The sequence below is a fragment of the Burkholderia reimsis genome (assembly GCF_003294055.1).
GTDB classification, from domain to species: Bacteria; Pseudomonadota; Gammaproteobacteria; order Burkholderiales; family Burkholderiaceae; genus Burkholderia; species Burkholderia cepacia.
Map to the genome: position 1 here is coordinate 568,135 of NZ_QMFZ01000001.1, position 21,404 is coordinate 589,538.

The window sequence follows — 21,404 nt, forward strand, 5'->3', positions numbered from 1 at the left end:
GTTCAGACTCCTGGGGATGGGGGACGGCGGTCGAGCCGCGAGAAGCAGATCGCCGCAGCGGCAGCGATCAGCACTGCGGCGATCCCGAGGCTGCCGTAGCCGGACACCTTGACGAGCGTGCCGCCGAGCACCGGCCCGATGGCGGCGCCCGTCATCAGCATGGCCGGCGTCGCGGCAACGGCGCGGCCGGTGCGGTCGATGCGCGCGAGCATGCCGAACGCGAAGGTGTGGGTGAAGATCATCACGGCGGCAAAGACCGAGGTGGCCGCCGCGTACGGCGCGAACGCCGCGCTTTGCGTGATGACCAGCGCGAGCACGGCCTGTACGACGGAGCCGGCCTGCACGACCTTGCGGCCCGGCACGCGCGTTTCGAGCAGCCCCGCGACGGGAGCGGGAAACAGGTTGACGAAGCCGAGCGCGATCAGCGTCGCGATCACGGCACTCAAACCGAATCCGCGATCGAGGCCGATACGCTGAACAAAGCTGAACAGCATCGACTGCGTCAGCGCCATGCAGCCGACGCCCGCCATGCCGAACCAGACGACACGCTCGAAACGAGGCTCGTCGCCGGTCGCCGCGTTGCGGCGCGCCTGAATCGACGGAAACGCGAGCGCGCATGCGAGCGTGGCGACGCCCATCACGCCCGCAAAAACGCGAAACAGCGTCGGACCGCCGTGCGTTGCGACCAGTCCCGGCACGGCACCGAGAAACGCGATCGCGAAAACACCGAGCGCGAGGCCGGCGATCGCGAACAGACGATGCGGATTGCGGCTGCGCCCGACGGTGCCGTGCGTGAAGCTCAGGCCGCATCCGACGGCGACGCCCGCGACGGCATGCAGGGCCGCCATCATCAGATAACGATCAACCGGCACGGATGTGATGCCGAGAAACGCGCCCGCCGCGATGCCGAAGCCGACGGTCGACATCACGCGCGCCGGTAGCCGATTCAAGCGCGGAGAGAAATAGACGCTGCTCAGCACTGCACCGGCCAGAAACAGCGTGGGGAGCAGACCCGCCCGCTGTGGATCGAGCCGATACGCACCGATCAACGTGCCGACCCAGACCGGCAAGGCCACCAGATCGACCATGCCGGCGCAATGCGCGATCATCAAAGCAACGGTGCCGAACGTGCCAAGCCGCACCGTGTCGGTCGATGCCGACAGGTCGACACGCGCCGGCGTCGGGGGGGAAAGGTTCGTTTCCATCGTGCCTCCCCTGCGTCAGATCGGCCGCGCGAGATTCATGTGCGTCTCGTGCATGATGCGTCGGTGTTCGTCTCGGTCGCCGCCGACGATTTCGATTTCGCCAAGGCGCCCCGAGTTTTCCACCACCATGCGGCAGCGCTCCCAGCGGCGCGCCTGAAATGCGTGCAACGCAGCGTCCACCGTCACGCCGCGCCCCAGCTCTTCGGCCAGCACGATCGCATCCTCGATGCCGATACCCGCGCCCGCCGCCATATGGGGCGTGGTGGCGTGCACCGCGTCGCCGACGAGCACCACCCGCCCGCTGAACCAGGGCGTCGGCAGCAGCAGGCTTTCCAGCGGACGATAGTTGACACGTGATTCGGTGCCGATCTGGGCGCGGATGGACTGGATCAGCGGCACGTCGAACGATGCGAGCAACTCGGACAGCATGCGCGGCCATTCGGCAGGATCGATGTAGTCGTTGGTCGGCCTGTCCTCGGTGACGAAGACGTACATTTCGTCCCGGGAAACCGGATTGACGCCCGCCTTGATCCGGGGCCCCAGCCACATCGTCGCGCAAGCGATCTCCGCCGGTCGCGGCACCACGGCGCGCCATACGCCCTGGCCCGTATAGCGAGGCTTCGGCGCATCGGGAAATGCAACGCCGCGCACTTTCGAGTAGAGTCCGTCCGCTCCGACCACGAGGTCGTAGGTACCGTGCGTGCCGTTCGTGAACATCACGTCCACCTGTTCGCCGCGCGGCTCGATCCGCGAGAAGGTACAGCCGAGCTGCACGCGCACGCCCGCGGCACGTGTAGCCTTGGCGAGAATATCGGCCAGCACCGGGCGCATGATTGCGCCGCCGCCAGGAACGTCCTCGCCGGCCACTCGCGGAGTCGGCAGCGTGCCGATGGGCTGGCCGCCGGCGGTAAACAGATTCACGCCGTCGCCGCCGTGGCCGCGATCGAAGAAGGCATCGAGCACGCCGATCGTGCGCAGCGCGCGCAGCGTGGGGCCGCCGATGCTGATGCCGGCACCGTACGAGCGCCAGCCCGGGTCGATCTCGACGAGGTCGACGGTGAGGCCGAGCTTCGCGCACTGGATTGCCGTCGCCATGCCGGAAAAACCGCCGCCGATGACGAGGACGTGTTGAAGAGGGGCTGCCATCTGGATGTCTCCTTGTTATGTCTGATGTGGGTGTGTCATGTCGCAATCAGCACGATGGTGCCGTCGTCCGTCACGTCGATCTCGACGGGCGTGAGCCGCTGGCCGAGGCACGGGCCGAGTACGCACTCGCCGCTTGCGATGTCGAACTGCGCGCCGTGCGCGTGGCAGACGATGCGGGTGCCGTCGCCGTTCAGGTAAGCGTCCTTGCGCCAGGCCATCTGCGTTTCACCGAAAAAGTGCGGGCACGCGTCGCGATACGCACAAACCTGCGTGCCGTGCCGCACGACGAAAAGCGTGTCATGCCCCTGCCCGCCGGGATCGAAACCACGCGCACCGGGATCGGGCAGATCGTCGACGCTTGCGAGAGGAATACGGTCGGGGTATGTCTCGGACATGGCAGAACGATTCTCGCCGTCAATCCGACTTCGCCACCGCTGCCCCCGCAGGAGGACCGCCCGGCGCCCACTTCTCGCGATGCTGGAACAGGAACAGTTGCGATGCGTCGGCGCCCATCGGCGCCTCGCGCGCGTTCCACGCATCGTCGTGCAGATCCATGTCGGCGTCGTACTCGACGTGACAGCCGAGCGGGCTGTTGAAATACCAGAACCAGTTCGAGCCGAAGCGATGGCGCCCCGGCCCCCAGAACGACTGGTAGCCCTTCGCGACGAAACGCGTACCCGCCTGCAGAACCTCGGTCGGTCCGCCCATGTGGAACGTGAAATGCTCGCACCCCTTCATGAACGGCGGCGTCTGAATCATGAACAGCGTGTGATGGTCGAGCGTGCCGGCCGGCTGCAGGAACGGCCCGACGCCCGTGAATCGGTCGGTACAGCGAAAGCCCAGACGCTCCACATAGAACGCTTCGGCCTTCGCGGCATCCGGCACGAAGTAGACGACGTGCGATAGCGTGCGCGGAGTCAGCAAGGCATCTTCGCTCACCGCCACGACGTTCGGCGCGCGCTGTGCAGGCGCGCCCGGCGCATTAACTGGCTCGGCGGGCAACACGAGCGAACGGCGCGTGGTGACCTGGAAGCCGATCGCGAAGCCCATGTCGTCGAGCGATTCGATCGATCCATCGGCGAGTGTGTTCACTTCGCGGTCGCGGCGCAGCTCCGCCGCGATGGCATCGAGCGTCGCGGCATCGGCGACGCCGTAAATCGTCTTGCGCAGCATGCTTGCCGTGCCGAGCGCAGGCGGCAACGCCGGATCGTCGCGGCGCGCGATGTCGATGCCCGTTCCGTCGAGTGCCTCGAAACGGCCGCCGGTGTCGTCGCTGCGCACCGGCAGCAGCCCGTAGTCAAGCAGATATTGGCTGCAGGCGGCGACGTCGTCCACGCCGAAAACCAGCGTATCGGGTCCGATGATGTTCATGAGATGTGCGTGCTTGAGATGGGTGAATGAGTCAGAGCGAGGTGCGTCCGCCGAGCGTTTCGGCGATCCAGTCGGCGATGAAGTGCCCCGCGTTGATCGAGTTGTCGAAGCTCGAATGCTGAACGCCGCCTTCACGCTCGGTGAAGATCTTGAGTTCTCGCTTGGGGCTGTTCACGAGTTGCTCGTAGGTGCGGTGCGCCCAGGCGACCGGAATCTGCGAATCCTGCGAGCCATGCGTGACGAGGAACGGCACCTTGATGCGATCGAGCACGCCGTCGAGATGCACGTCTTCGGCGATGCGCATGAAGTCGTCGATATCCTTCGCGCCCCAGACCCAGCAGACGTGCTTCCAGTAGTGCGGCACCGGGAAGTTGCCTTCGCGCTGCAGGCGCTTTTTCTGGACGTCGCGCCAGTCGTGGTTGGCGCCCCACACCACACCGCAAGCGAAGCGCGGCTCGAAAGCGACTGCGCGCGGGCAGTAGTAGCCGCCGAGCGACACGCCTTCCATGCCGATCCGCTTCGGATCGACGTCGCCTCGGCTTTCGAGCCAGTCGACGATCTTGCTCGCCCAGACCTCCGAGTTGTACACGGCATTCAGGCCGTGCAGCCGCAACGCTTCGCCGGTACCGGGCTGGTCGACAATCAACGACGATACGCCGCGCGCGGCCAGCCATGCCGGCAAGCCCACGAAGTACTTCATTTCCTTGGTCGAATCGAGCCCGTTGACCTGCACGAGCAGTGGACTGCGCGCATCGGCGCTCTTCGCTTTCACAAGGAGTCCGGAAAGATGAGTGTCGCCGTACGGAATCGCGACGCGCTCGCAGTTGTCGCCGGCGAGCACGATGCCCTTGTCGAACGTATCGAGCGAGCGGTGGTACAGCTCGAGGCGCCCCGGGGCATCGTGCGCGAGCATGCGCTCGGCCGTGATCAGGTAGATCGCGGCACGCTTGTATTTCTCGCCCGCCGACAGCAGCCGCCCCAGGGCCTCGTCGTCTCGCGCGAGATCGCAAAGACGATCGGCCTTGTCGACCCACGCTTCGCGAAACGCACGTGTGCCGTCCGCGTCCGGCTGCCTGGCCGCTTCCTGGAGCGGACCGCACATGTCCTCGATTTCGCCGATGCGCGCACCCATTTCGATGGCGAGATTGACGGACAGATTCCAGACATAGTTGGTAGGAAAGTATCGGAACATGCTGATTGCCTCGATTGAAATTGCGTATTGCTCGATGACGGTGCTGACGACCGGGTTCTCGCGCGCTGTCCGGCACGCGAGACGATGCTCAGCCCTTGCGCCCGAAGCCTGCCCACAACGGGATGGCGATGTTCAGCCAGACACTGCTGCTCTTGGCCGTGTTGGCGGCATAAATGCCTTGCTGATAATTGAGGTTGACGTTCCAGCTTCTGGCGTCGTACACGACCGACGGGCCGATGCCGAAAGTGCGCATGCGATTGCCCACGCGCACGCCGCCGGCCTTGTCGTCGCTGAACTGGTTCAGGTACGCGCCGACGACGCCGAGCTTCCATGGGCCGAAGTTCCAGCCGGCGTTGAACTCGGCGACGTAACCGTCGCCCGAGCTGTAGTCCGTCGCGCCGTTCTTCAGGTTGAGTAGGAAGCGGTTCGCGAGTGCGACGTCGATTCCGTTGGGAACGTTGTAGCGAATCGAGATCACCGGCTGCACCGAGGTGTACCCCACCGCGACGCTCGACTTGACTGGGCTATAGGAACCCGTCTCGAACGCAACGTCGATGCCCGACGCGATCGCCAGGTTCGGCGAGAGATTCCATTGCAGCAACACAGGCGTCAGCGTGATGTTGGAGAGGCCGTTCTGTGTGCCCGACTGCCCGAACACCGTGCTGTGCAAGGACACAACGGGAATGACCAACTGCGTATAGACGTTTGCGCCGAGCAGGTGGAACGGATACGCCGCCAGCAGGCGCGTGGTTTCCGAGAACACCGACGTATGGAACGGAATCGGCAGTTTCTTGCCGTCGTTGCCGTAGAGGCCGTTCGCAAAGCTGTAGTTGAACTGTTCGAGTGCGAACAAGCCCGGGATCGGTGGCAGGTTGGCGATGTTCGTCCCCACCGCTCCGGCCGGATACGGTGAAATCCCGCCTTCGAATGCCTGCGCTTCCTTCATCGAACCGGTCGCCAACACGGCGCAACCGACAACGGCTGCGATCAGTTTCGTGGACATGCTGTCTCCTCCTGCTCGGGGCGCGTTTGCACCTCCGGTCATCTCTTTTAATAGTGGAAAGCGCGGTGCACACGGCCGAGGTACAGCGGTACGTTCGACCTGAAATGCCCTGACGCTGGCCTCCCGATGCGATGCGTCGGCAGCCGTCGCGTCGAGATAGCGCTAGGTTAAGATAGGCCGATATATCCTAAAAATGGATTCGATCCATTGCCGATATCGACGGCGTCAATACTTTCAGGTTAAACCCTGATAGTGCATCCGGCGGTCACGCGGCAGCGAAGAGGACAACGGAGACAGCACACATGCGGTTCAACAAGCTCGACCTCAATTTGCTCGTTGCGCTCGACGCGCTCCTGAGCGAACAGAACATCAGCCGGGCGGCCGAGAAGATCCATCTGAGCCAGTCGGCGATGAGCAACGCGCTTTCGCGGTTGCGCGACTACTTCAACGACGAACTGCTGGTGCAGGTCGGCCGCAAGATGGAACCGACGCCCCGCGCCGAGGCGCTCAAAGACGCCGTGCGCGACATTCTCGTGCGCGTCGACGCGACGGTGGCTGCCCATCCCGAATTCGTGCCAGCGCAAGCGAATCGGTTGTTCCGCCTGTTCGTCTCGGACTACACGATGACGACGCTCATGCCGCACCTGTTCGCGCTCGCTTACAAGGAAGCACCCGGCATCCGATTCGAGCTACGTCCGCAAGTCGCTTATCCCCACCGCGTGCTTGAACGCGGCGAAGCGGATCTGCTGATCATCCCCAAGGAGTATTGCTCGACCGAGCATCCGGCCGAGGTGCTGCTGGAGGAAACCTACTGCTGTGTGGTGTGGAACCACAGCCCCCTCTCGCAGGGCGAGATGACGAACGAGCGCTACATGGCGGCCGGGCACGTCATCGTGCAGGTCGGCGACGCACAGACGACGCTCGAAGACTGGTTCATGCAGCGGCTCGGCGTCGTGAGGCGCGTCGAGGCGAGCACGTACAGCTTCGTGTCGCCGGCCCATCTGCTGGTCGGCACGAACCGGATCGCCACCATGCACCGACGGCTCGCCGAAGAAGCCGCACGCAGCCTGCCCATCGTGCTGCGCGAGGCGCCGGTGCCGGTTCCGACGCTGGAGCAGGCGATGCAATGGCACAAGCATCGGACCTCGGACCCCGGACTCACCTGGTTGCGCGGGCTGCTGAAAGAGGCGGTCGCGAAGATGGACGAAGGGCGCCATGATGCTCGCAAGACATAATGCTTCAAGAGGTACTTTCTCGGCACCACTACGCGCGCATGGCGCTATGAGGCCGATGCCCGTTCCGTGAAGTCGCCCACTCGCTGCGACTTCGTTCCAATGGGTCAAAACCAGGGATGTCCACACAAAGACGACTTGCGTATTGCCGAGCGAGTCAACCATTTTCTCCGTGGGTACGATACGGGTAGCTGACCACGACGCCGCGCTCGAACAGCAGTTCTTCGATGTCGCGCAGGCGAAGCGGGAAGCAAAAATGCCAGCGGCACGGCCAGGCTGATGATGGCCGCCGGAAATCGATGTCCACGATAGAGCGATGTCGTCTTCATTCCGTCATACCTTGCTAACGTGACAGTGCCTGTGCCCCTCGTGAACCTACTCCGCTAACGTGACAGCGTCTCCGGTGCTGAGAACCCCGGACGTTCCGTATAGCACGATACCCATTCGGCAAAGTGCATCGCATCGATACGATCGGGTCCGCAACGGGTCAATGCGGGCAGATCGTCACCATTCGGGTCTCCCGTCTCGATGAAATTCATCAGATAGGACCGCATCATGCCGGAGAGATCGTTCGCGAAAGCACGGCTTGTCCCGGCCAGCATGGGTGCGTCGGTCCAGTCGTCGAAATTGCCGAAAGCGAAGGGCAACTCGAAACAATGGCCAGCGCCCACATGCGGCTGGCGAGACGCGATGTCGAATTGGTAGCCGTAGACATCGCTGCCGGCTTTCGCCAGCGAACCTGCTGCCTCGATTGCGGGTCGCTTGAAGATTGCATACGACGTCAGTTCGATCAATGCCGCGTAGGGCGTGCTTCCCGGACGCTGCTGCATGACACGCTCGTAATGGCGCGTCCCAGCCTCGCCCAGTTCAGCGTGGAATACGCGCTCGACCATGCTTCGCGTCGCATCCACGGCTGCCGGGTTGCTCGCGAAGAAGCTGCCGGTTTCGTGGCGCGTCCAACCGATCATCACGGGCTTTGGCGCAAACCGCAACGACTGCTTCACGGGATCCGCCGCGACGCGATTGACCGCGACGGGCATGAAGCCCACCGGTACTGTGCCGAAGCCCGCGCGCGACGCGAGCAGCCTCGCTTGCAAATCCAGCAGCACCTGTACCGGCGCATTTCGCAGATCGACAGCGGGGTCGTGAAATTCGGCGAGTGCGCAAAAGTCCGATGCGATCCGATGCGCCTCCTCGGGCAGGAGAGGCGGGAGGCCGGGCAAGCTGAGTACAGCAGCGGAGCGCGCGAGACCGGCCGTTTCCTTCATCCCCATGAGCATCCTCGTGTACCACGCACCGGCCGATTGGCCCGCAAGTCAAGACCCGTGAGCGTCGCTAGAACAGAACAGCTAGGCCACACTGGTAGTTACCCGAAGAATCACGATCCGGCGCAGACATTTCCCGGCGACGAAATGGCCGCAGACCGAGGCCGTGCTGAGTCGGCGCGTGCGGCTGCTGCCGTCCGGCCGTCCCCCGTCTGACTCATGTCGACGCGGCAGCGGCCATGCGCGCGAGCGGCATGCGAGCGATCGTCTCCGGTTGGTCGACGAACTGGAACTGGCATATCGCGATCGAGCCGCCTTCTTGCCCGGCACCCGGCATCGACGCGCTCGAATGGAATGCGGACAGGGTCGTCATGGGCACTCACGGGCGGCGAGGCGTGACGGGCTGGCTCGTCGGCAGCGTGGCCGGGCGCGTGGCGCGCATCACGAAGACGCCGGTCCTGCTCGTCCATGCGTCGCGTGCGTGACGCGCTTCGTCGTCACGCATCCGCACCCACGGCGTGGAACAGCTCCTCCTCCTGGGCGCAATGCAGGCGCACGATCGCTTCGAGCCCGTACAGCAAGCGCTGTATCGCCTGCACCTGCATGGCGTTCGTTCCGTCGCGCGGCAGGTCGGCGACCGTTTGCCGGAGCGATCGGATCATCCTGAAGATCTCCCGGTGTGCGCCGCTCATGGCCGCCAGTGGATCCTCGCCGCCGAGCAGCGGTGCAAGACGCGCGTAGACCTCCAGATCGTCGGCGCGTTCGTGCGGCAGCAGCCGTTGGTCGAGCGCATCGATGATGCCAGCCAGTTCGCCAGCGATGGCGCCCCCGGACAGTGTCGGCAAGCGATCCGCGAAATCCCTGATCTGGTCCAGCAACGGCAACAATGCCGTGTGCTCGCGCCCGAGTTGCTCGACGTCGATATCGGCCAGCCCAGCTCCCGTAGGCCTCGTGCGCACCAGCAACACGCGTAGCGCATTGACGATGACGACGACGTCGACGACTTCCTGAATCACCGCACCGGCAATCGGCGGCAGGAATCCCGCCGCCGCGATCGTCATCGCGACGACCGACAACGACATGCCGATCACCACGCTCTCGAGCGCGATCCGGCGCGATCGACGTGCGATACGCATCGCATCCACGAGTCGATCCAGCCGATCGACCAGCAAGACCACGTCGGCTGCTTCGGATGACGCGGCCGCTCCCCGCGCACCCATCGCGATGCCGACGTCGGCCGCGGCCAGCGCCGGTGCGTCGTTCACACCGTCGCCGACCATAATCGTCACGCCCTCCTGCCGGGCAGCCTGGATGGCGGCAAGCTTGTCCGCCGGCGTCTGCTCCGCGCGCACATCGGTGACGCCCAGCAGTTCGCCGACGGCCTCGGCAATGTCGTGCCGGTCGCCGGTCAGCATGACGAGACGCTCGACGCCTTCACGTTTGAGCAACCGCAATGCCCGTGGTGTTTCCAGCCGCACCTGGTCGGCCATTTGAATCGCGCCGATCATGACGCCATCCACGCCGACGAATACGGCAGCCCCGCCCTCGCTGACGACTCGCGCCAGGAATGCGTCGCTCCACGGCGCATTCGTCGCGCACGCAGACACGTATTCGAACTTGCCGATTGCAACGGTCCGTTCGTCGACCCGACCCGTCACGCCTTCGCCGGCTGTTTCGATGACGGCCGACGGCAGCGACAGATCGATGCGACGTTCACGCGCCGCGACCGTCAGCGCGTCCGAGATGATATGGCCCGATGCTTGGGCCAATGACGCTGCAAAACGCAGCACATCGCCCGCTGCGACGTCCGCGCCGCATTCGATCGCAACGATGCGCGCCCGTCCTCCCGTCAGCGTCCCGGTCTTGTCGAAAAACAGAATTGTCGCTTGCGCAAGACGCTCCAGTGCACCTCCGCCCTTGACCAGAATGCCGCGTTTCGAACAACGCGACATGCCGGATACGATGGCGACCGGCACGGCGAGGATCAACGGACACGGCGAGGCCACGACGAGCACGGCAAGCGCACGTGCGACGTCGCCGGTCAACAGCCACGCGATACCCGCGACGAGCAGCGATGCGAGCACGAAGAACGCTGCGTAGCGATCCGCGAGACGCACGGACGGACTGCGCTCGCGTTGCGCACGCTCGACCATGCGAACGATGCCGGCAAACGTGCTGTCGCCCGCCGTCGCGCGGGCAACCATTTCGAACGGCGCGCCGGCGTTGACCACGCCGCTGCATGCGTTTTCCCCGGAACAGCGTCGCAGGGTGGACGATTCGCCCGTCAGCATGGACTCGTCCAGTTCCGCGTCGCCGGTCAATGTGCCGTCGACGGGCACGAACTCGCCGCTCCGCACCAGCAGCCTGTCACCGGGGACAAGGGTGGCCGGCGCAACCGAGCGCCATTCCCCGTTCTCGAAACGGGTCGCCTGCCGGGGAGCGCGGCCGAGCAGTGCGCTCATCTCGCGTTGCGCGCGGTCCTGCGCATACCGCTCCAGCGTCCGCCCGCTCGCCAGCATCAACGCAATCACGGCCGCCGCAAGCGTTTCGTCGAGCACGACCGCCAGCGCGATCGCGAGCCACGCGAGCACGTCGATGCCGGCCTGCCGCCTCATCACGGCCTTGACCAGCGAGACCGTCAATGCGAGCAGGACCGGCAACGTCCCCAGCAGCCAGGCGAATCGCGCGAGCGACGGCTGGCCGAACGCCACGCATACGCCGCCGCCGGCGAGCGTGGCGGCCGCCAGAATCAGCAACACGAGATCGATCGACCAGGGGACTCGGGACATGACCATTGCTCCGATCGTCGTGCATGGTGGTGTTCGCCGCATCCGGCTCCGGTTGCGGACGGCGTGGCATCAGTCTAGGAAGCGCCGTGCTTCGAACATTGACATGGGTCAGGACGGCGTGCGTCCCGTGAACGACCGGCACGCCGCGTTGCTTGACGTGAGTCAAGCCATCGGCCCCTTTCCTCAGCAAAATCGAGCCGTGACACCGGATGGCCTGGAGTCGATATCGTGCTGACGCTGGCTGTACTCTTCGTACTGATTCTTCTGCTGAATCTCATGCCGGCGTTCGCCCCGCCCACGTGGATGGCGATGTCATGGGTCGGGTTCAACCTGCCCGACGGCAATCCGTTCGTCTTTGCCGTCGTGGCGGCCGGCGCGGCGACGACGGGCCGTGTCATCCTGGCGACCTTCGCGAGATCGCTCGTCCGCTCCCGCTGGGTGCGGGAATCCGACCGCGAGAATATCGACGTCGCCACGCGCTGGCTGCGACAGCACCGGACGCTCACCGCCGGCGCGTTCTTCTTTTACGCCTTGAGCCCGCTGCCGTCGAACTACCTCTTCATCGCATACGGGCTTTCCGGGTTGCCGCTCAGAATCATCGCGACGGCGTTTTTCATCGGCCGCGCAACGACCTATGCGATCTGGGCGCATCTCGGCCGCTTTGCGTCGACCCGGCTGGACGTGGAATCGGAACTCGAAGGCACGTATCTCGGCGGCTACTTCGTCGTCACGCAACTGGTCCTGCTCGGCCTCGTGTTCGCGCTGATGAAGCTCGATTGGCGTGCGCTCGTCAACGAACGCCGGCTGACGTTCAGACGCGGCCATCGTCCGCGCGGCTCCGATTGACACACGGCGCACGCGATCTTTCGATCGGGGGCATCGGCCAGCCGCTCCAAGAGCGCTACCCAGAGCGCCGTGACGTGGACGCGCGCGATCGCTGCCGGATGGCGGACCACAGCATCCCGCCTCTCACCAGCAGCAGGATCGCCGCGAGTGCAGTGCGAGCGGCGCCAGTTTCCAAGCGCTGATCACCCTCTTTGGTACCGGCTGTGCCCGACACGCTGAAGGCGGACAGGCGCTCTGGCTGCGACTGCCCCTACACCCTCCCCGCCAAATGAAACCGCGAAGCCGGATGCCACAACCGCACCGACGTCGCGACCTGGTCACCGACCCAGGTCCGCCGCCGGAGCAACAAGCACGGCTCGCCGATTTCCATCACCAGATGCCGGCGCACCTGCGCATCGGGCTTCTGCGCATAGATCCGGAACTCCGCGCGCTGGATCGGCGCGAGCCGCACCATATAGTGATTCGGCGTCTCGACAGTGAAGTCCTGTTCCAGATACGCGGGAAACAGCGCCGGGTTCACGTAGCGATCCTCGAACTGGATCGGCTCGTCGTCCTCGTAATGCACGATACGCGAATGAAACACCGGCCCCGAGCGCAGCCCGAGCGCTTCGATCGCCTCCGTATCGTCGCTGCTTTCGAGCAGCAGCACGCGCCCGCTGTGCCGATGGCCGCGCTCCGCGATCTCGTCCGCGATGTTGCGGATTTCCAGCACCGTCGATTCGTAATGCCGCCGTTCGACGAACGTGCCCGCGCCCTGGATACGGGTCAGCACGCGCTCGGCGGTCAGCTCGCGCAGCGCGCGCGACACCGTCATCCGCGCGACGCCGAACTCCTTGACCAGTTCGGCTTCGGTCGGAATCGCCCCGCCGGGTTTCCAGTCGCCTTTCGCGATCCGCTCGACGACGTAACGCTTGATCTGCTGGTAGGCCGGCAGCGCGCGCGCCGGCACGTCGTCGCCCGACGCGACCGCCAGCCCGGCGGAAAGGTGTCGTTCCGTATGGTTCATGCGCCCTCGCCCGAGTGATTGTTAGATATCCAGACAACCTGCCACCGCCCGCCGTCACCCGACGTCACAGCACCGGCGGCGGCATCCCTGCGACGATGCCGGTCGCGATCGCGATGTCGTCCGCGAGCGGCCGGTCGTCCTGGTACGCGGGAACGCGTTCGCGCACGTGCCGCCATAACGTATCGGTGGGCGCGGCCCGCGCCGCGCCGTTCGCCTGCAGATCGTATGCCTGCGCGGCCGCCAGCATCTCGATAGCGAGCACGCGCGTCGTGTTCTCGATGATGTCGAGCGCCTTCAGCGCCGCCGGCGTCGCATGGCACAGGTGATCTTCCTGCAGCCCCGACGTGATGCCGCCGTCGAGGCTCGCGGGCGCCGCGAGCCGCTGGTTCTGCGCGACGAGGGCGACCGCCGTGTACTGCGCGATCATGAAGCCGGAGCACGTGCCGCCCGGCGTCGCGAGAAACGCCGGCAGCCCGCTGACGAGCGGATTGACGAGACGGTCGAGACGCCGTTCGGCGATCGCCGCGACCTGGGCCATCGCGGCCGCGAGGCTGTCCATCGCGAGCGCAATGCCGGCGCCGACCGCATGCGCCTGCGAATGGACGGCCGGTTCGTCGCGCGTGCCGGCGACGATCGGGTTGTCGGTGACGGACGCCAGTTCGCGATCCACCACTTCCGCCGTCACGGCGAACACGTCGCGTGCCGCGCCGTGCACATGCGGAATCGTGCGCAGGCTGAGCGGGTCCTGCGTATGCCGGCCGCTCGCCGCGCCGAGCATCCCGCTGTCGGCGAGCAGCGCGCGCAGCCGTGCGCCGACCTGCCCGATGCCGGGCGAAACGCGTAGCGCGAGCGACGCCGGATCGAAGGAGGCCAGCTGTCCGCCGAGGTTCTCGAAGCTCATCGCCGCGACCCAGTCGGCCCAGTCGAGCAGCCGCTCCGCGCGGGCGAGCGCGAGCGCGGCCAGCCCCGTCACGCACGGCGTGCCGTTGACGAGGCTCAGCCCCTCCTTCGCACCGAGCACCAGCGGCTCGCGGCCGATGCGGCGCAACGCTTCGTCGCCGCGCATCCGCTCGCCGCGATGGCGCGCATGGCCGTGACCGATGCAGACGAGCGCGACGTGCGCCATATGCGTCAGATACCCGACCGACCCGTGCGCCGGCACCTCCGGCAGGCAATCGTGTTCGAGCAGCGCGACGAGCTGGTCGACGACATCGGCGCGCACGCCGGAATGCCCGTGCGCGTAATTGTTGATCGCCGCCGCGATGATCGCGCGCGTTTCCGCGGCGCCGAGCGGTGCGCCGACGCCGACCGCGTGGCTCATCAGGATGTTGCGCGACAGCGTGCTCTGCTGCGCCGGCGACACGATCACGTTGCACAGCGCGCCGACGCCGGTGTTGACACCGTACGCGCGGATGCCGCGCGCGACGATTTCATCGACGAGCTCGCGTGCCGCGGCGACGCGCACGCGCGCTTCGTCCGTGAGCGCCAGCGGTTCGCCGGCGGCCACCTCCGCGATCTGCCGCCAGTCGAGCGGCCTTGCCGAACGGAATACGGTCATGACGGCCTCAGTTCGCGGCGCGGTCGTGATGGCTCGACACGAACTGCCGGAAGCGCTCCGAGCACTGGCCGCCGAACAGGTCGCCGGGCGTGCCGTCCGAGTCGACCTCGCCCTGGTGCAGGAACATCACGCGATTCGACACGTGGCGTGCGAAACCCATTTCATGCGTGACGACCAGCATCGTGCGCCCTTCCTCGGCGAGCGAACGCATCACGCGCAGCACCTCGCCGACCAGTTCCGGATCGAGCGCCGACGTCGGTTCGTCGAACAGCATCACCTTCGGATGCATCGCGAGCGCACGGGCGATCGCGACGCGCTGCTGCTGGCCGCCCGACAGGTGTGCCGGATAGTAGCCGCGCTTGTCCGCGAGGCCGACGCGCGCGAGGAGCGCCTCGGCTTCCTCGACCGCTTCGGCGCGACTGCGCTTCTGCACGCGCAGCGGGCCTTCGACGAGGTTGTCGAGCACCGTCATGTGCGACCACAGGTTGAAGTTCTGGAACACCATCCCGAGCTGCGAGCGGATCCGGTCGACCTGGCGCCGGTCGCCCGGCTGCAGCTTGCCGTCGCGCGCGCGCTTCATCTTCAGTTCCTCGCCGGCGAGCGCGACAGTGCCGTCGTCGGGCGTTTCGAGCAGGTTCAGGCAGCGCAGGAACGTGCTCTTGCCCGAGCCGCTCGCGCCGAGGATCGAGATCACGTCGCCTTCGTGCGCGTCGAGCGAAATGCCCTTCAGCACATGGTGATCGCCGAACGACTTGTGGATGTTCCTGACCGACAGGGCAACGGGAGCAGCGGTGTTCATCGGATTCTCCTGGAAGGATGGATGCGCTCAGGACGCGACGCGCCGGGCGTCGCGCGCGGCCGTGGCCGGTGCGCCGGTCTGCTTCGGCGCGCGCAGGTGGCCCGACAGCCGCCATTCGAGCGCGCCGAGCACGCGCACGACAATGAAGTTCAGGCCCAGGTAGATGAGGGCCGCGCACACGAACACCTCGGTCGTCCGGTAGGTCTGTTGAATGATCTGCTGCGCGACGCCCGTCACTTCCCACACGGTGACGAGGCTCGCCAGCGCGGTCGACTTGACGAGCAGCACGGCTTCGGTCGAATACGCGGGCAGGCACTGGCGCAGCGCGATCGGGCCGATCACGCGACGCAGCAGCGCGAAGCCCGACAGGCCGATCGAATAACCGGCCTCGATCTGCCCGACCGGCACGGCCATCAGGCCGCCGCGCAGGATTTCGGCCGTATAGCCGGCCGTGCACAGCGCGAGGGACAGCACCGCGCACACATACGGTTCGCGCAGCAGCGGCCATATGAAGCTCTCGCGGATCACGCCGAACTGGCCGAGCCCGTAGTACACGAGGAACATCTGGATCAGCAGCGGCGAGCCGCGAAATACGAGGATGTATGCACGCGCGAAGCGGTTCGGCAGCCAGTGCGGCGACACGCGCATCGTGACGATCACGAGCGACAGCAGGCCGCCGAGCACGAGCGATGCGAAGAACAGGCCTAGCGTGGTCGGCACGGCCGCGAGCAGCTGGCGCAGCGTGTCGAGGAGAAAGGCGAAATCGATGGACATGCGATCGCTCCGTCAGTTGCGTGCGAAATTGCGGCGGAACGAGCGGCCGACAATCGCTTCCGCGCGGTTGAACACGCGGTTCGACAGGCCCGTCATCACGAGATAGAGCGCTCCGCCCGCGACGAAGAACACGAAATACTGGTGCGTCGAGTTCGCGGCGATCTGGCTGGTGCGCAGCAGCTCGGCGAGCCCGGTGACCGAGATCAGCGCGGAGTCCTTGAGGCTCAGTTGCCACACGTTCCCGATGCCGGGCAGCGCGAAACGCAGCACCTGCGGAATCAGGATGCGGCGCAGCACCATGCTTCGCGGCATGCCGATCGAGCGCGCCGCTTCGAGCTCGCCCTTCGACACGGCCAGCACGGCCGCGCGATACACCTCGGCCTGGTACGCGCCCGAGATCATCCCGACCGCCAGCGCGCCGATCACGAACGGCGGCACGCCGATGAAGCCCTCCGCGCCGAACCACTGGCCGACGGTCGTGACGAGCGTCGAGCCGCCGAAATAGAACAGGTAGATCACGAGCAGTTCGGGCACGCCGCGAAACACGGTCGTGTAGAGGTCGCCGAGCACGCGCGCGCTCCGGTGGCGTGACAGTTTCGCGGCTGCGATGCCGGCGCCGATCACGGCACCGACCGCGAGCGCCGCGAGCGTCAGCGCGATCGTCATCAGCGCCGCGAGCAGCAGGACGCCGCCCCAGCCTTCGGTTCCGAAGCCCAGCATTTCAAGGATGGCCATGCGTGCCTCCCGGCAAGCGTTGAGTGGATCGGCGGGATGCGCGCCGCTGCGCGACCGTCGGGTCGCTCATGCAGCGGCGGCCGCGCTTGTGCTTACGGCGTGACGTCGGTCTTGAACCACTTGTCGGCGAGTTTCTTCACGGTGCCGTCCGCGAGTGCCGCGCCGATCGCCGCGTCGAACTTCGTCTTCAGGTCGGCATCCTGCTTGCGGAACGCGAGGCCCTCGCCCGGCCCCCAGATCGGGCCGCCGAGCTTCGGGCCCGCGAGCACGATCGACGCGTTCTCCTTCTTCCCGGTGTTCGCCGCGTAATACGTGACGTCGTCGAACGATGCGTCGATACGGCCGGCGACGAGGTCGAGATCGCGCTCGGGCGACGTCTTGTATACGCGGATCGACGCGATGTCCTTGAAGCCGTCATTGATGAACTTCGTGTAGACGGTGCCCGACTGGATGCCGATCGTCTTGCCCTTCAACTGCTTGCGCAGCGCATCGACGGTTGCCTTGTCCGCATTCGCGTCGCCGGTCAGCTTGACGATCGGCGCGCCGGGCGCGGCCTTCGGCAGGATCTTCGTATCGGTGACGGCGAACGTCGCGGGCGTGGCCGCGTACGGGCGCGAGAACAGCAGGATCTTCTCGCGCTCCGGCGTGATCGAAATCGCATCCATCAGGATGTCGAACTTACCGGCCTGCAGGCCCGGAATCATCCCGTCCCAGTCCTGCGCGACCATGTTGCACTGGACCTTGATCCGCTCGCACACGTTGGCGAGCAGCTCCGGTTCGAAGCCGCCGAGCTTGCCGCCCGGCAGCGTGAGGTTCCACGGCGCGTAGCCGCCTTCGAGCGCCACCGTCACCGTCTTCCATTCCTTTGCCTGCACAGGCGCGGAGAGAGTTGCCGCAGCCGCCGCGATCGCGCCGATCGTCCTGATTGCCCACTTGATGCGCTTGCCGTTCACGAGATTTCTCCTTGCGTTGAAGTTCGTCATCCCTTCGGTCTGCAAGACGCCTCAGGAATTTGTCTATACAAGCATGCAAGAAGAAAAACGGCCGGACAAGCGTTGATCAAAAAAAAACCGCGTAAACGCGGGAAATCCCCTAAATACGGGGCTCTGGCGCGCCTCTTCGCGGGGAATTCAGGCACGGATTTGGTGCAGGATGGATGGACAAATCGCAAGGATGACTAGACAAATTTTGAATTCGATCACTCGACGCGTGCCGCGCGACATGCGGCGGCGGGCAACTCGACCTCGCGCAAATCGGGGCGCTGACCGGAGCGCCGGTTCATGCTCGATCGATTGTTTCGGGCGCGGGTTTGGCCGGGATCGATGGGCCGTGGCGCCGCTTGCGCTGCCGGTCATCAGGAAGGCAGGCCTGGATCGTGGCCGCGTGCGCAGCCTGCAACGGGATCGGTGCGGCCGATGGGCCGGTGTTTGGATGGGGGGCGTGCCCGGTTGCTGACGTCAGTGCCGGATGCACGACGTTTCCCACATATTGGCAAGGACCGAAATCGCGCGGCACGGCGTGAAGACGAGCCGGGAAATAGTCTGACCATACGTCGGGCGTCACCGGGAACACGCCCCTGCTTCGACTTGCTGCCACGGTACGCGGCGACGAAGCTGTCGGTGAAACGGTCGAATTCCCCGGGCGGGTGGGCGACGCGTACACATGCGCCGCGTCGTCGTGCGGCCCGACCGCTAGCGGCGGCGCCGGCATGGCGACGGGTTTCGGCCATGCCGCGAACGCCGTGCGTGCGGCGCAGAGGCCCGCCACCATCCGCGCCGGGCATGTCGCGCGAACGTGCTTCGTGACCGCCGCTCCTTCCCGTTGCAATCGTCTGGAGAACAGACGATCAGCCTCGACCGCCCCCTTCCCCGCTTCGCACGTCGCCGAGCATCGTGACGAGGACGAGCGCGGCGATCAGCCCGAGATGCTCGAAGAAGCTGTTGAGCGCCATGAAATGCGCGGCGCCCGTCTGGTTCCAGAAGTCGTTCGCCACCGCCATCGCGACGAGCGTCAGCATGCCGAGGCCGCCGGCGCCGAGCCACGTGAAGCGGCGAAACACGATGCACTGCGAACCGCCGATCTCGACGACGACCGCCAGTGCAGCCCACAACGCGGGCGGGTGCAAACCGAAATGCGCCTGCTCCGCGATTGCTGCGTCGAAGTGCATCGCCTTGTTGATCCCGCCGATCAGAAAGGCGGACACGAGTGCAAGTCGAACCAGCGCGCCGATCCACGGCTGCGCGAGCAGCGCACGGATCCACGCGGGGCTGTACCGGCCGGTTGTCGTCGACATGTCAGACCGCCCAGCAGGAACAGCCGAACGCGCCCCAGAAGCCCTTCGCGTCCGACGTCGGCAATGCGCTGCCCCACGCGCTCGCGTGCGCATGCTGGTGCACGTTGCACGCATTCGCGCAGCCGCACATCGCGGCGGCCGCCGCCGCGCGTTGCAGCGGTGCGCCGCTGCGCTGCGTCGCGCCCCAGCCGCCGTAACCGCCGTACTCGCGCACCGGCGACCAGTCCGGCATCGCGGGCGGAATCGGCGCGTCATGCGACGCGAACGGGCCCGCGCCCCACACGATCCGGCCGCCGACCACCGTCAGCAATGCGGTCGTGCCCGCGATGTCGTCCTCCGCGCACGCGAAGAAGTCGCGATCCGGCACGACCACGTCGGCCAGCTGCCCGACCGCGATCCGCCCTTTCTTGCCGACCTCGTTCGAGAACCACGTCACGTATTCGGTCCACATGCGCAGCGCGGTCTCGCGATCGAGCAGGTTGCGCTGCGGATACATGCGCAGCCCGCCGATCGTCTTGCCCGTCACGAGCCACGACAGCGACACCCACGGGTTGTACGACGCCACGCGCGTCGCGTCGGTGCCGGCCGACACCTTGAGGCCCTTCGACAGCATCTTCGCGACCGGCGGCGTCGCTTCGGCCGCCTGCGCGCCGTAACGCTCGACGAAGTATTCGCCCTGGTACGCCATCCGGTGCTGCACCGCGATGCCGCCGCCGAGCGCCGCGATACGATCCATCGATTTTTCGGTGATGGTTTCCGCGTGATCGAAGAACCAGTTCAGCCCTTCGAGCGGGATGTCCTTGTTCACCTTCTCGAACACGTCGAGCGCACGGCTGATCGTTTCGTCGTACGTCGCATGCATGCGCCACGGCCAGCGGTTCTGCGCGAGCACGCGCACGACGCCCTCGAGATCGTCTTCCATCTGCGCCGGCAGGTCCGGACGCGCGACGCGGAAGTCCTCGAAGTCGGCCGCCGAAAATACCAGCATTTCGCCCGCGCCGTTATTGCGGAAGTAGTCGGTGCCGTCGTGATACTTCGTGCTCTTGGTCCAGTTCACGAAGTCTTCCTTCTCGGCGTTCGGCTTCTGCGTGAACAGGTTGTACGCGATCCGGATCGTCATCTCGCCCGCGTCGTGCAGCTTGCGGATCACCTCGTAGTCGTCCGGATAGTTCTGCGATCCGCCGCCCGCGTCGATCACGCCGGTCACGCCGAGACGGTTCAGTTCGCGCATGAAGTGGCGCGTCGAGTTGTACTGGTATTCGAACGGCAGCTTCGGCCCCTTCGCGAGCGTCGCGTACAGGATCGTCGCGTTCGGGTTCGCGAGCAGCAGCCCGGTCGGGTTGCCCGCGGCATCGCGCAGGATCGTGCCGCCCGGCGGCTCCGGCGTGTCCTTCGTGTAGCCGACCACGCGCAGCGCGGCCGCGTTCAGCAGCGCGCGATCGTACAGGTGCAGGATGAACACCGGCGTATCGGGCGCGGCCGCGTTGAGTTCGTCGATCGTCGGCAGGCGCTTCTCGGCGAACTGGTGCTCGGTGAAGCCGCCGACCACGCGCACCCATTGCGGCGCGGGCGTGATCGCCACCTGCCGCTTGAGCATGTCCATTGCAAGCGCGAGCGACGGCACGCCGTCCCAGCGCAGTTCCATGTTGTAGTTCAGGCCGCCGCGAATCACGTGGCAGTGGTTGTCGATCAGGCCCGGCAGCGCGGCGCGGCCCCCGAGATCGACGACCTTCGTCGCGCGGCCCGCGAGCGGCATCACGTCCGCGTCGTGGCCGACCGCGGCGAAGCGGCCGTCCTTGATTGCGACGGCGGTCGCGACGGGGTTCGCGCGGTCGAGGGTCGTGAACCTTCCGTTGTGAAGGATCAGATCCGGTTGGGACTCGGTTGCGGTCATGTGCGTCACCTCGTATCGATCAGAAGCCAAAAAGCTGTTTGACGGCGGGAATGGCCTGCACGCCGATCACCATGCCGAGCAACCCGACAAGGGCAATCAGCGGCGGCGCCGGAGAACGGACCTTGATCGCGCTGTAGATCACGCCGATCAGCAAACCCGCGCCAAGGGAAACCAGATAAGGTTCCATACGATCAATGTCCCGGTCAGGTTGAAATGCAGGCTCTACGTCCTGGAAAACAGGCGCGGGCGACGTCCGTGAAGCAGTCACGGCAGCCGCCCGCGTTTTTCATGGAGCC

At 66.0% G+C, this 21,404-nt stretch carries 19 protein-coding genes and 3 pseudogenes; 3 read left to right on the forward strand and 19 right to left on the reverse strand.

The genetic code is table 11. The features are described 5' to 3' along the window. Positions 1 to 2: 2 nt before the first annotated feature. The 6 genes from DPV79_RS02455 to DPV79_RS02480 form a co-directional block, all read right to left on the reverse strand. Positions 3 to 1,205, reverse strand: coding sequence for an MFS transporter (locus DPV79_RS02455; RefSeq protein WP_113044668.1), 1,203 nt, complete (start codon positions 1,203 to 1,205; stop codon positions 3 to 5). A 15-nt stretch (positions 1,206 to 1,220) separates the two neighbouring features. Continuing rightward, positions 1,221 to 2,351, reverse strand: a complete 1,131-nt coding sequence (locus DPV79_RS02460) for an FAD-dependent oxidoreductase (RefSeq protein WP_059492781.1) — start codon at positions 2,349 to 2,351, stop codon at positions 1,221 to 1,223. 35 nt (positions 2,352 to 2,386) lie between these two features. After that, positions 2,387 to 2,746 carry a Rieske (2Fe-2S) protein gene (locus DPV79_RS02465; RefSeq protein ID WP_021158325.1) on the reverse strand — a complete coding sequence of 120 codons (360 nt, stop codon included), beginning with the start codon at positions 2,744 to 2,746 and terminating at the stop codon, positions 2,387 to 2,389. A 19-nt stretch (positions 2,747 to 2,765) separates the two neighbouring features. Then, positions 2,766 to 3,722 (reverse strand): VOC family protein, encoded by a 957-nt coding sequence (locus tag DPV79_RS02470; RefSeq protein WP_021158324.1) that lies wholly within the window; start codon positions 3,720 to 3,722, stop codon positions 2,766 to 2,768. A gap of 31 nt (positions 3,723 to 3,753) precedes the next feature. Beyond that, positions 3,754 to 4,914, reverse strand: coding sequence for an alpha/beta hydrolase family protein (locus DPV79_RS02475; protein WP_059648616.1), 1,161 nt, complete (start codon positions 4,912 to 4,914; stop codon positions 3,754 to 3,756). 88 nt (positions 4,915 to 5,002) lie between these two features. Further along, a complete protein-coding gene (locus DPV79_RS02480) occupies positions 5,003 to 5,917 on the reverse strand; it encodes a SphA family protein (protein ID WP_059587554.1) in 915 nt (304 codons plus the stop codon). A 302-nt stretch (positions 5,918 to 6,219) separates the two neighbouring features. Here DPV79_RS02480 and DPV79_RS02485 point away from each other — a divergent pair, with 302 nt between their 5' ends. Beyond that, on the forward strand, positions 6,220 to 7,152 hold the full coding sequence (locus DPV79_RS02485; protein ID WP_021158321.1) for a LysR family transcriptional regulator: 933 nt from the start codon (positions 6,220 to 6,222) through the stop codon (positions 7,150 to 7,152). A gap of 184 nt (positions 7,153 to 7,336) precedes the next feature. On the opposite strand, the pseudogene DPV79_RS02490 reads toward DPV79_RS02485, so the two are convergent. The 3 genes and pseudogenes from DPV79_RS02490 to DPV79_RS42480 all read right to left on the reverse strand — a co-directional run. Beyond that, a pseudogene (locus tag DPV79_RS02490) lies at positions 7,337 to 7,478 on the reverse strand (IS6 family transposase); the annotation flags it as partial. Positions 7,479 to 7,532: 54 nt separating this feature from the next. Further along, positions 7,533 to 8,453, reverse strand: a pseudogene (locus DPV79_RS02495) (carboxylesterase family protein); the annotation flags it as partial. A gap of 178 nt (positions 8,454 to 8,631) precedes the next feature. Continuing rightward, the gene (locus tag DPV79_RS42480) at positions 8,632 to 8,787 is read right to left on the reverse strand and encodes a hypothetical protein (protein WP_165843465.1); all 156 of its coding nucleotides are present in this window, start codon (positions 8,785 to 8,787) and stop codon (positions 8,632 to 8,634) included. Between DPV79_RS42480 and DPV79_RS02500 the strand changes: the two are divergent. Continuing rightward, positions 8,753 to 8,899: pseudogene (locus tag DPV79_RS02500) on the forward strand (universal stress protein); the annotation flags it as partial. The gene DPV79_RS42480 and the pseudogene DPV79_RS02500 overlap by 35 nt on opposite strands. A gap of 12 nt (positions 8,900 to 8,911) precedes the next feature. Here the strand turns inward: DPV79_RS02500 and DPV79_RS02505 are convergent. Continuing rightward, positions 8,912 to 11,203 (reverse strand): heavy metal translocating P-type ATPase, encoded by a 2,292-nt coding sequence (locus tag DPV79_RS02505; RefSeq protein ID WP_113044670.1) that lies wholly within the window; start codon positions 11,201 to 11,203, stop codon positions 8,912 to 8,914. 228 nt (positions 11,204 to 11,431) lie between these two features. Between DPV79_RS02505 and DPV79_RS02515 the strand changes: the two genes are divergently transcribed. After that, positions 11,432 to 12,049 (forward strand): hypothetical protein, encoded by a 618-nt coding sequence (locus DPV79_RS02515; protein ID WP_113044672.1) that lies wholly within the window; start codon positions 11,432 to 11,434, stop codon positions 12,047 to 12,049. A gap of 250 nt (positions 12,050 to 12,299) precedes the next feature. Here DPV79_RS02515 and hutC read toward each other — a convergent pair whose 3' ends face one another. The 9 genes from hutC to DPV79_RS02565 all read right to left on the reverse strand — a co-directional run bounded on the left by hutC (position 12,300) and on the right by DPV79_RS02565 (position 21,295). Beyond that, positions 12,300 to 13,055: a histidine utilization repressor gene (hutC, locus tag DPV79_RS02525; RefSeq protein WP_059587559.1), complete on the reverse strand. Its 756-nt coding sequence runs from the start codon at positions 13,053 to 13,055 to the stop codon at positions 12,300 to 12,302. A 64-nt stretch (positions 13,056 to 13,119) separates the two neighbouring features. Next, positions 13,120 to 14,613 (reverse strand): HAL/PAL/TAL family ammonia-lyase, encoded by a 1,494-nt coding sequence (locus DPV79_RS02530; RefSeq protein ID WP_059485757.1) that lies wholly within the window; start codon positions 14,611 to 14,613, stop codon positions 13,120 to 13,122. 7 nt (positions 14,614 to 14,620) lie between these two features. Further along, positions 14,621 to 15,412, reverse strand: a complete 792-nt coding sequence (locus DPV79_RS02535) for an ABC transporter ATP-binding protein (RefSeq protein WP_021158296.1) — start codon at positions 15,410 to 15,412, stop codon at positions 14,621 to 14,623. A gap of 27 nt (positions 15,413 to 15,439) precedes the next feature. Then, positions 15,440 to 16,186 (reverse strand): ABC transporter permease, encoded by a 747-nt coding sequence (locus DPV79_RS02540; RefSeq protein ID WP_113044673.1) that lies wholly within the window; start codon positions 16,184 to 16,186, stop codon positions 15,440 to 15,442. Between the two features lie 12 nt (positions 16,187 to 16,198). After that, the gene (locus tag DPV79_RS02545; RefSeq protein ID WP_021158294.1) at positions 16,199 to 16,921 is read right to left on the reverse strand and encodes an ABC transporter permease; all 723 of its coding nucleotides are present in this window, start codon (positions 16,919 to 16,921) and stop codon (positions 16,199 to 16,201) included. A gap of 92 nt (positions 16,922 to 17,013) precedes the next feature. Next, on the reverse strand, positions 17,014 to 17,904 hold the full coding sequence (locus DPV79_RS02550; RefSeq protein WP_205713620.1) for a transporter substrate-binding domain-containing protein: 891 nt from the start codon (positions 17,902 to 17,904) through the stop codon (positions 17,014 to 17,016). Between the two features lie 863 nt (positions 17,905 to 18,767). Then, complete coding sequence (locus DPV79_RS02555; RefSeq protein ID WP_113044674.1) at positions 18,768 to 19,214, reverse strand: DoxX family protein; 447 nt, start codon at positions 19,212 to 19,214, stop codon at positions 18,768 to 18,770. A 1-nt stretch (position 19,215) separates the two neighbouring features. Beyond that, positions 19,216 to 21,108, reverse strand: coding sequence for an amidohydrolase (locus DPV79_RS02560; protein WP_048027062.1), 1,893 nt, complete (start codon positions 21,106 to 21,108; stop codon positions 19,216 to 19,218). Positions 21,109 to 21,127: 19 nt separating this feature from the next. Continuing rightward, positions 21,128 to 21,295 carry a DUF1427 family protein gene (locus DPV79_RS02565; RefSeq protein ID WP_009692709.1) on the reverse strand — a complete coding sequence of 56 codons (168 nt, stop codon included), beginning with the start codon at positions 21,293 to 21,295 and terminating at the stop codon, positions 21,128 to 21,130. Positions 21,296 to 21,404 lie beyond the last annotated feature (109 nt).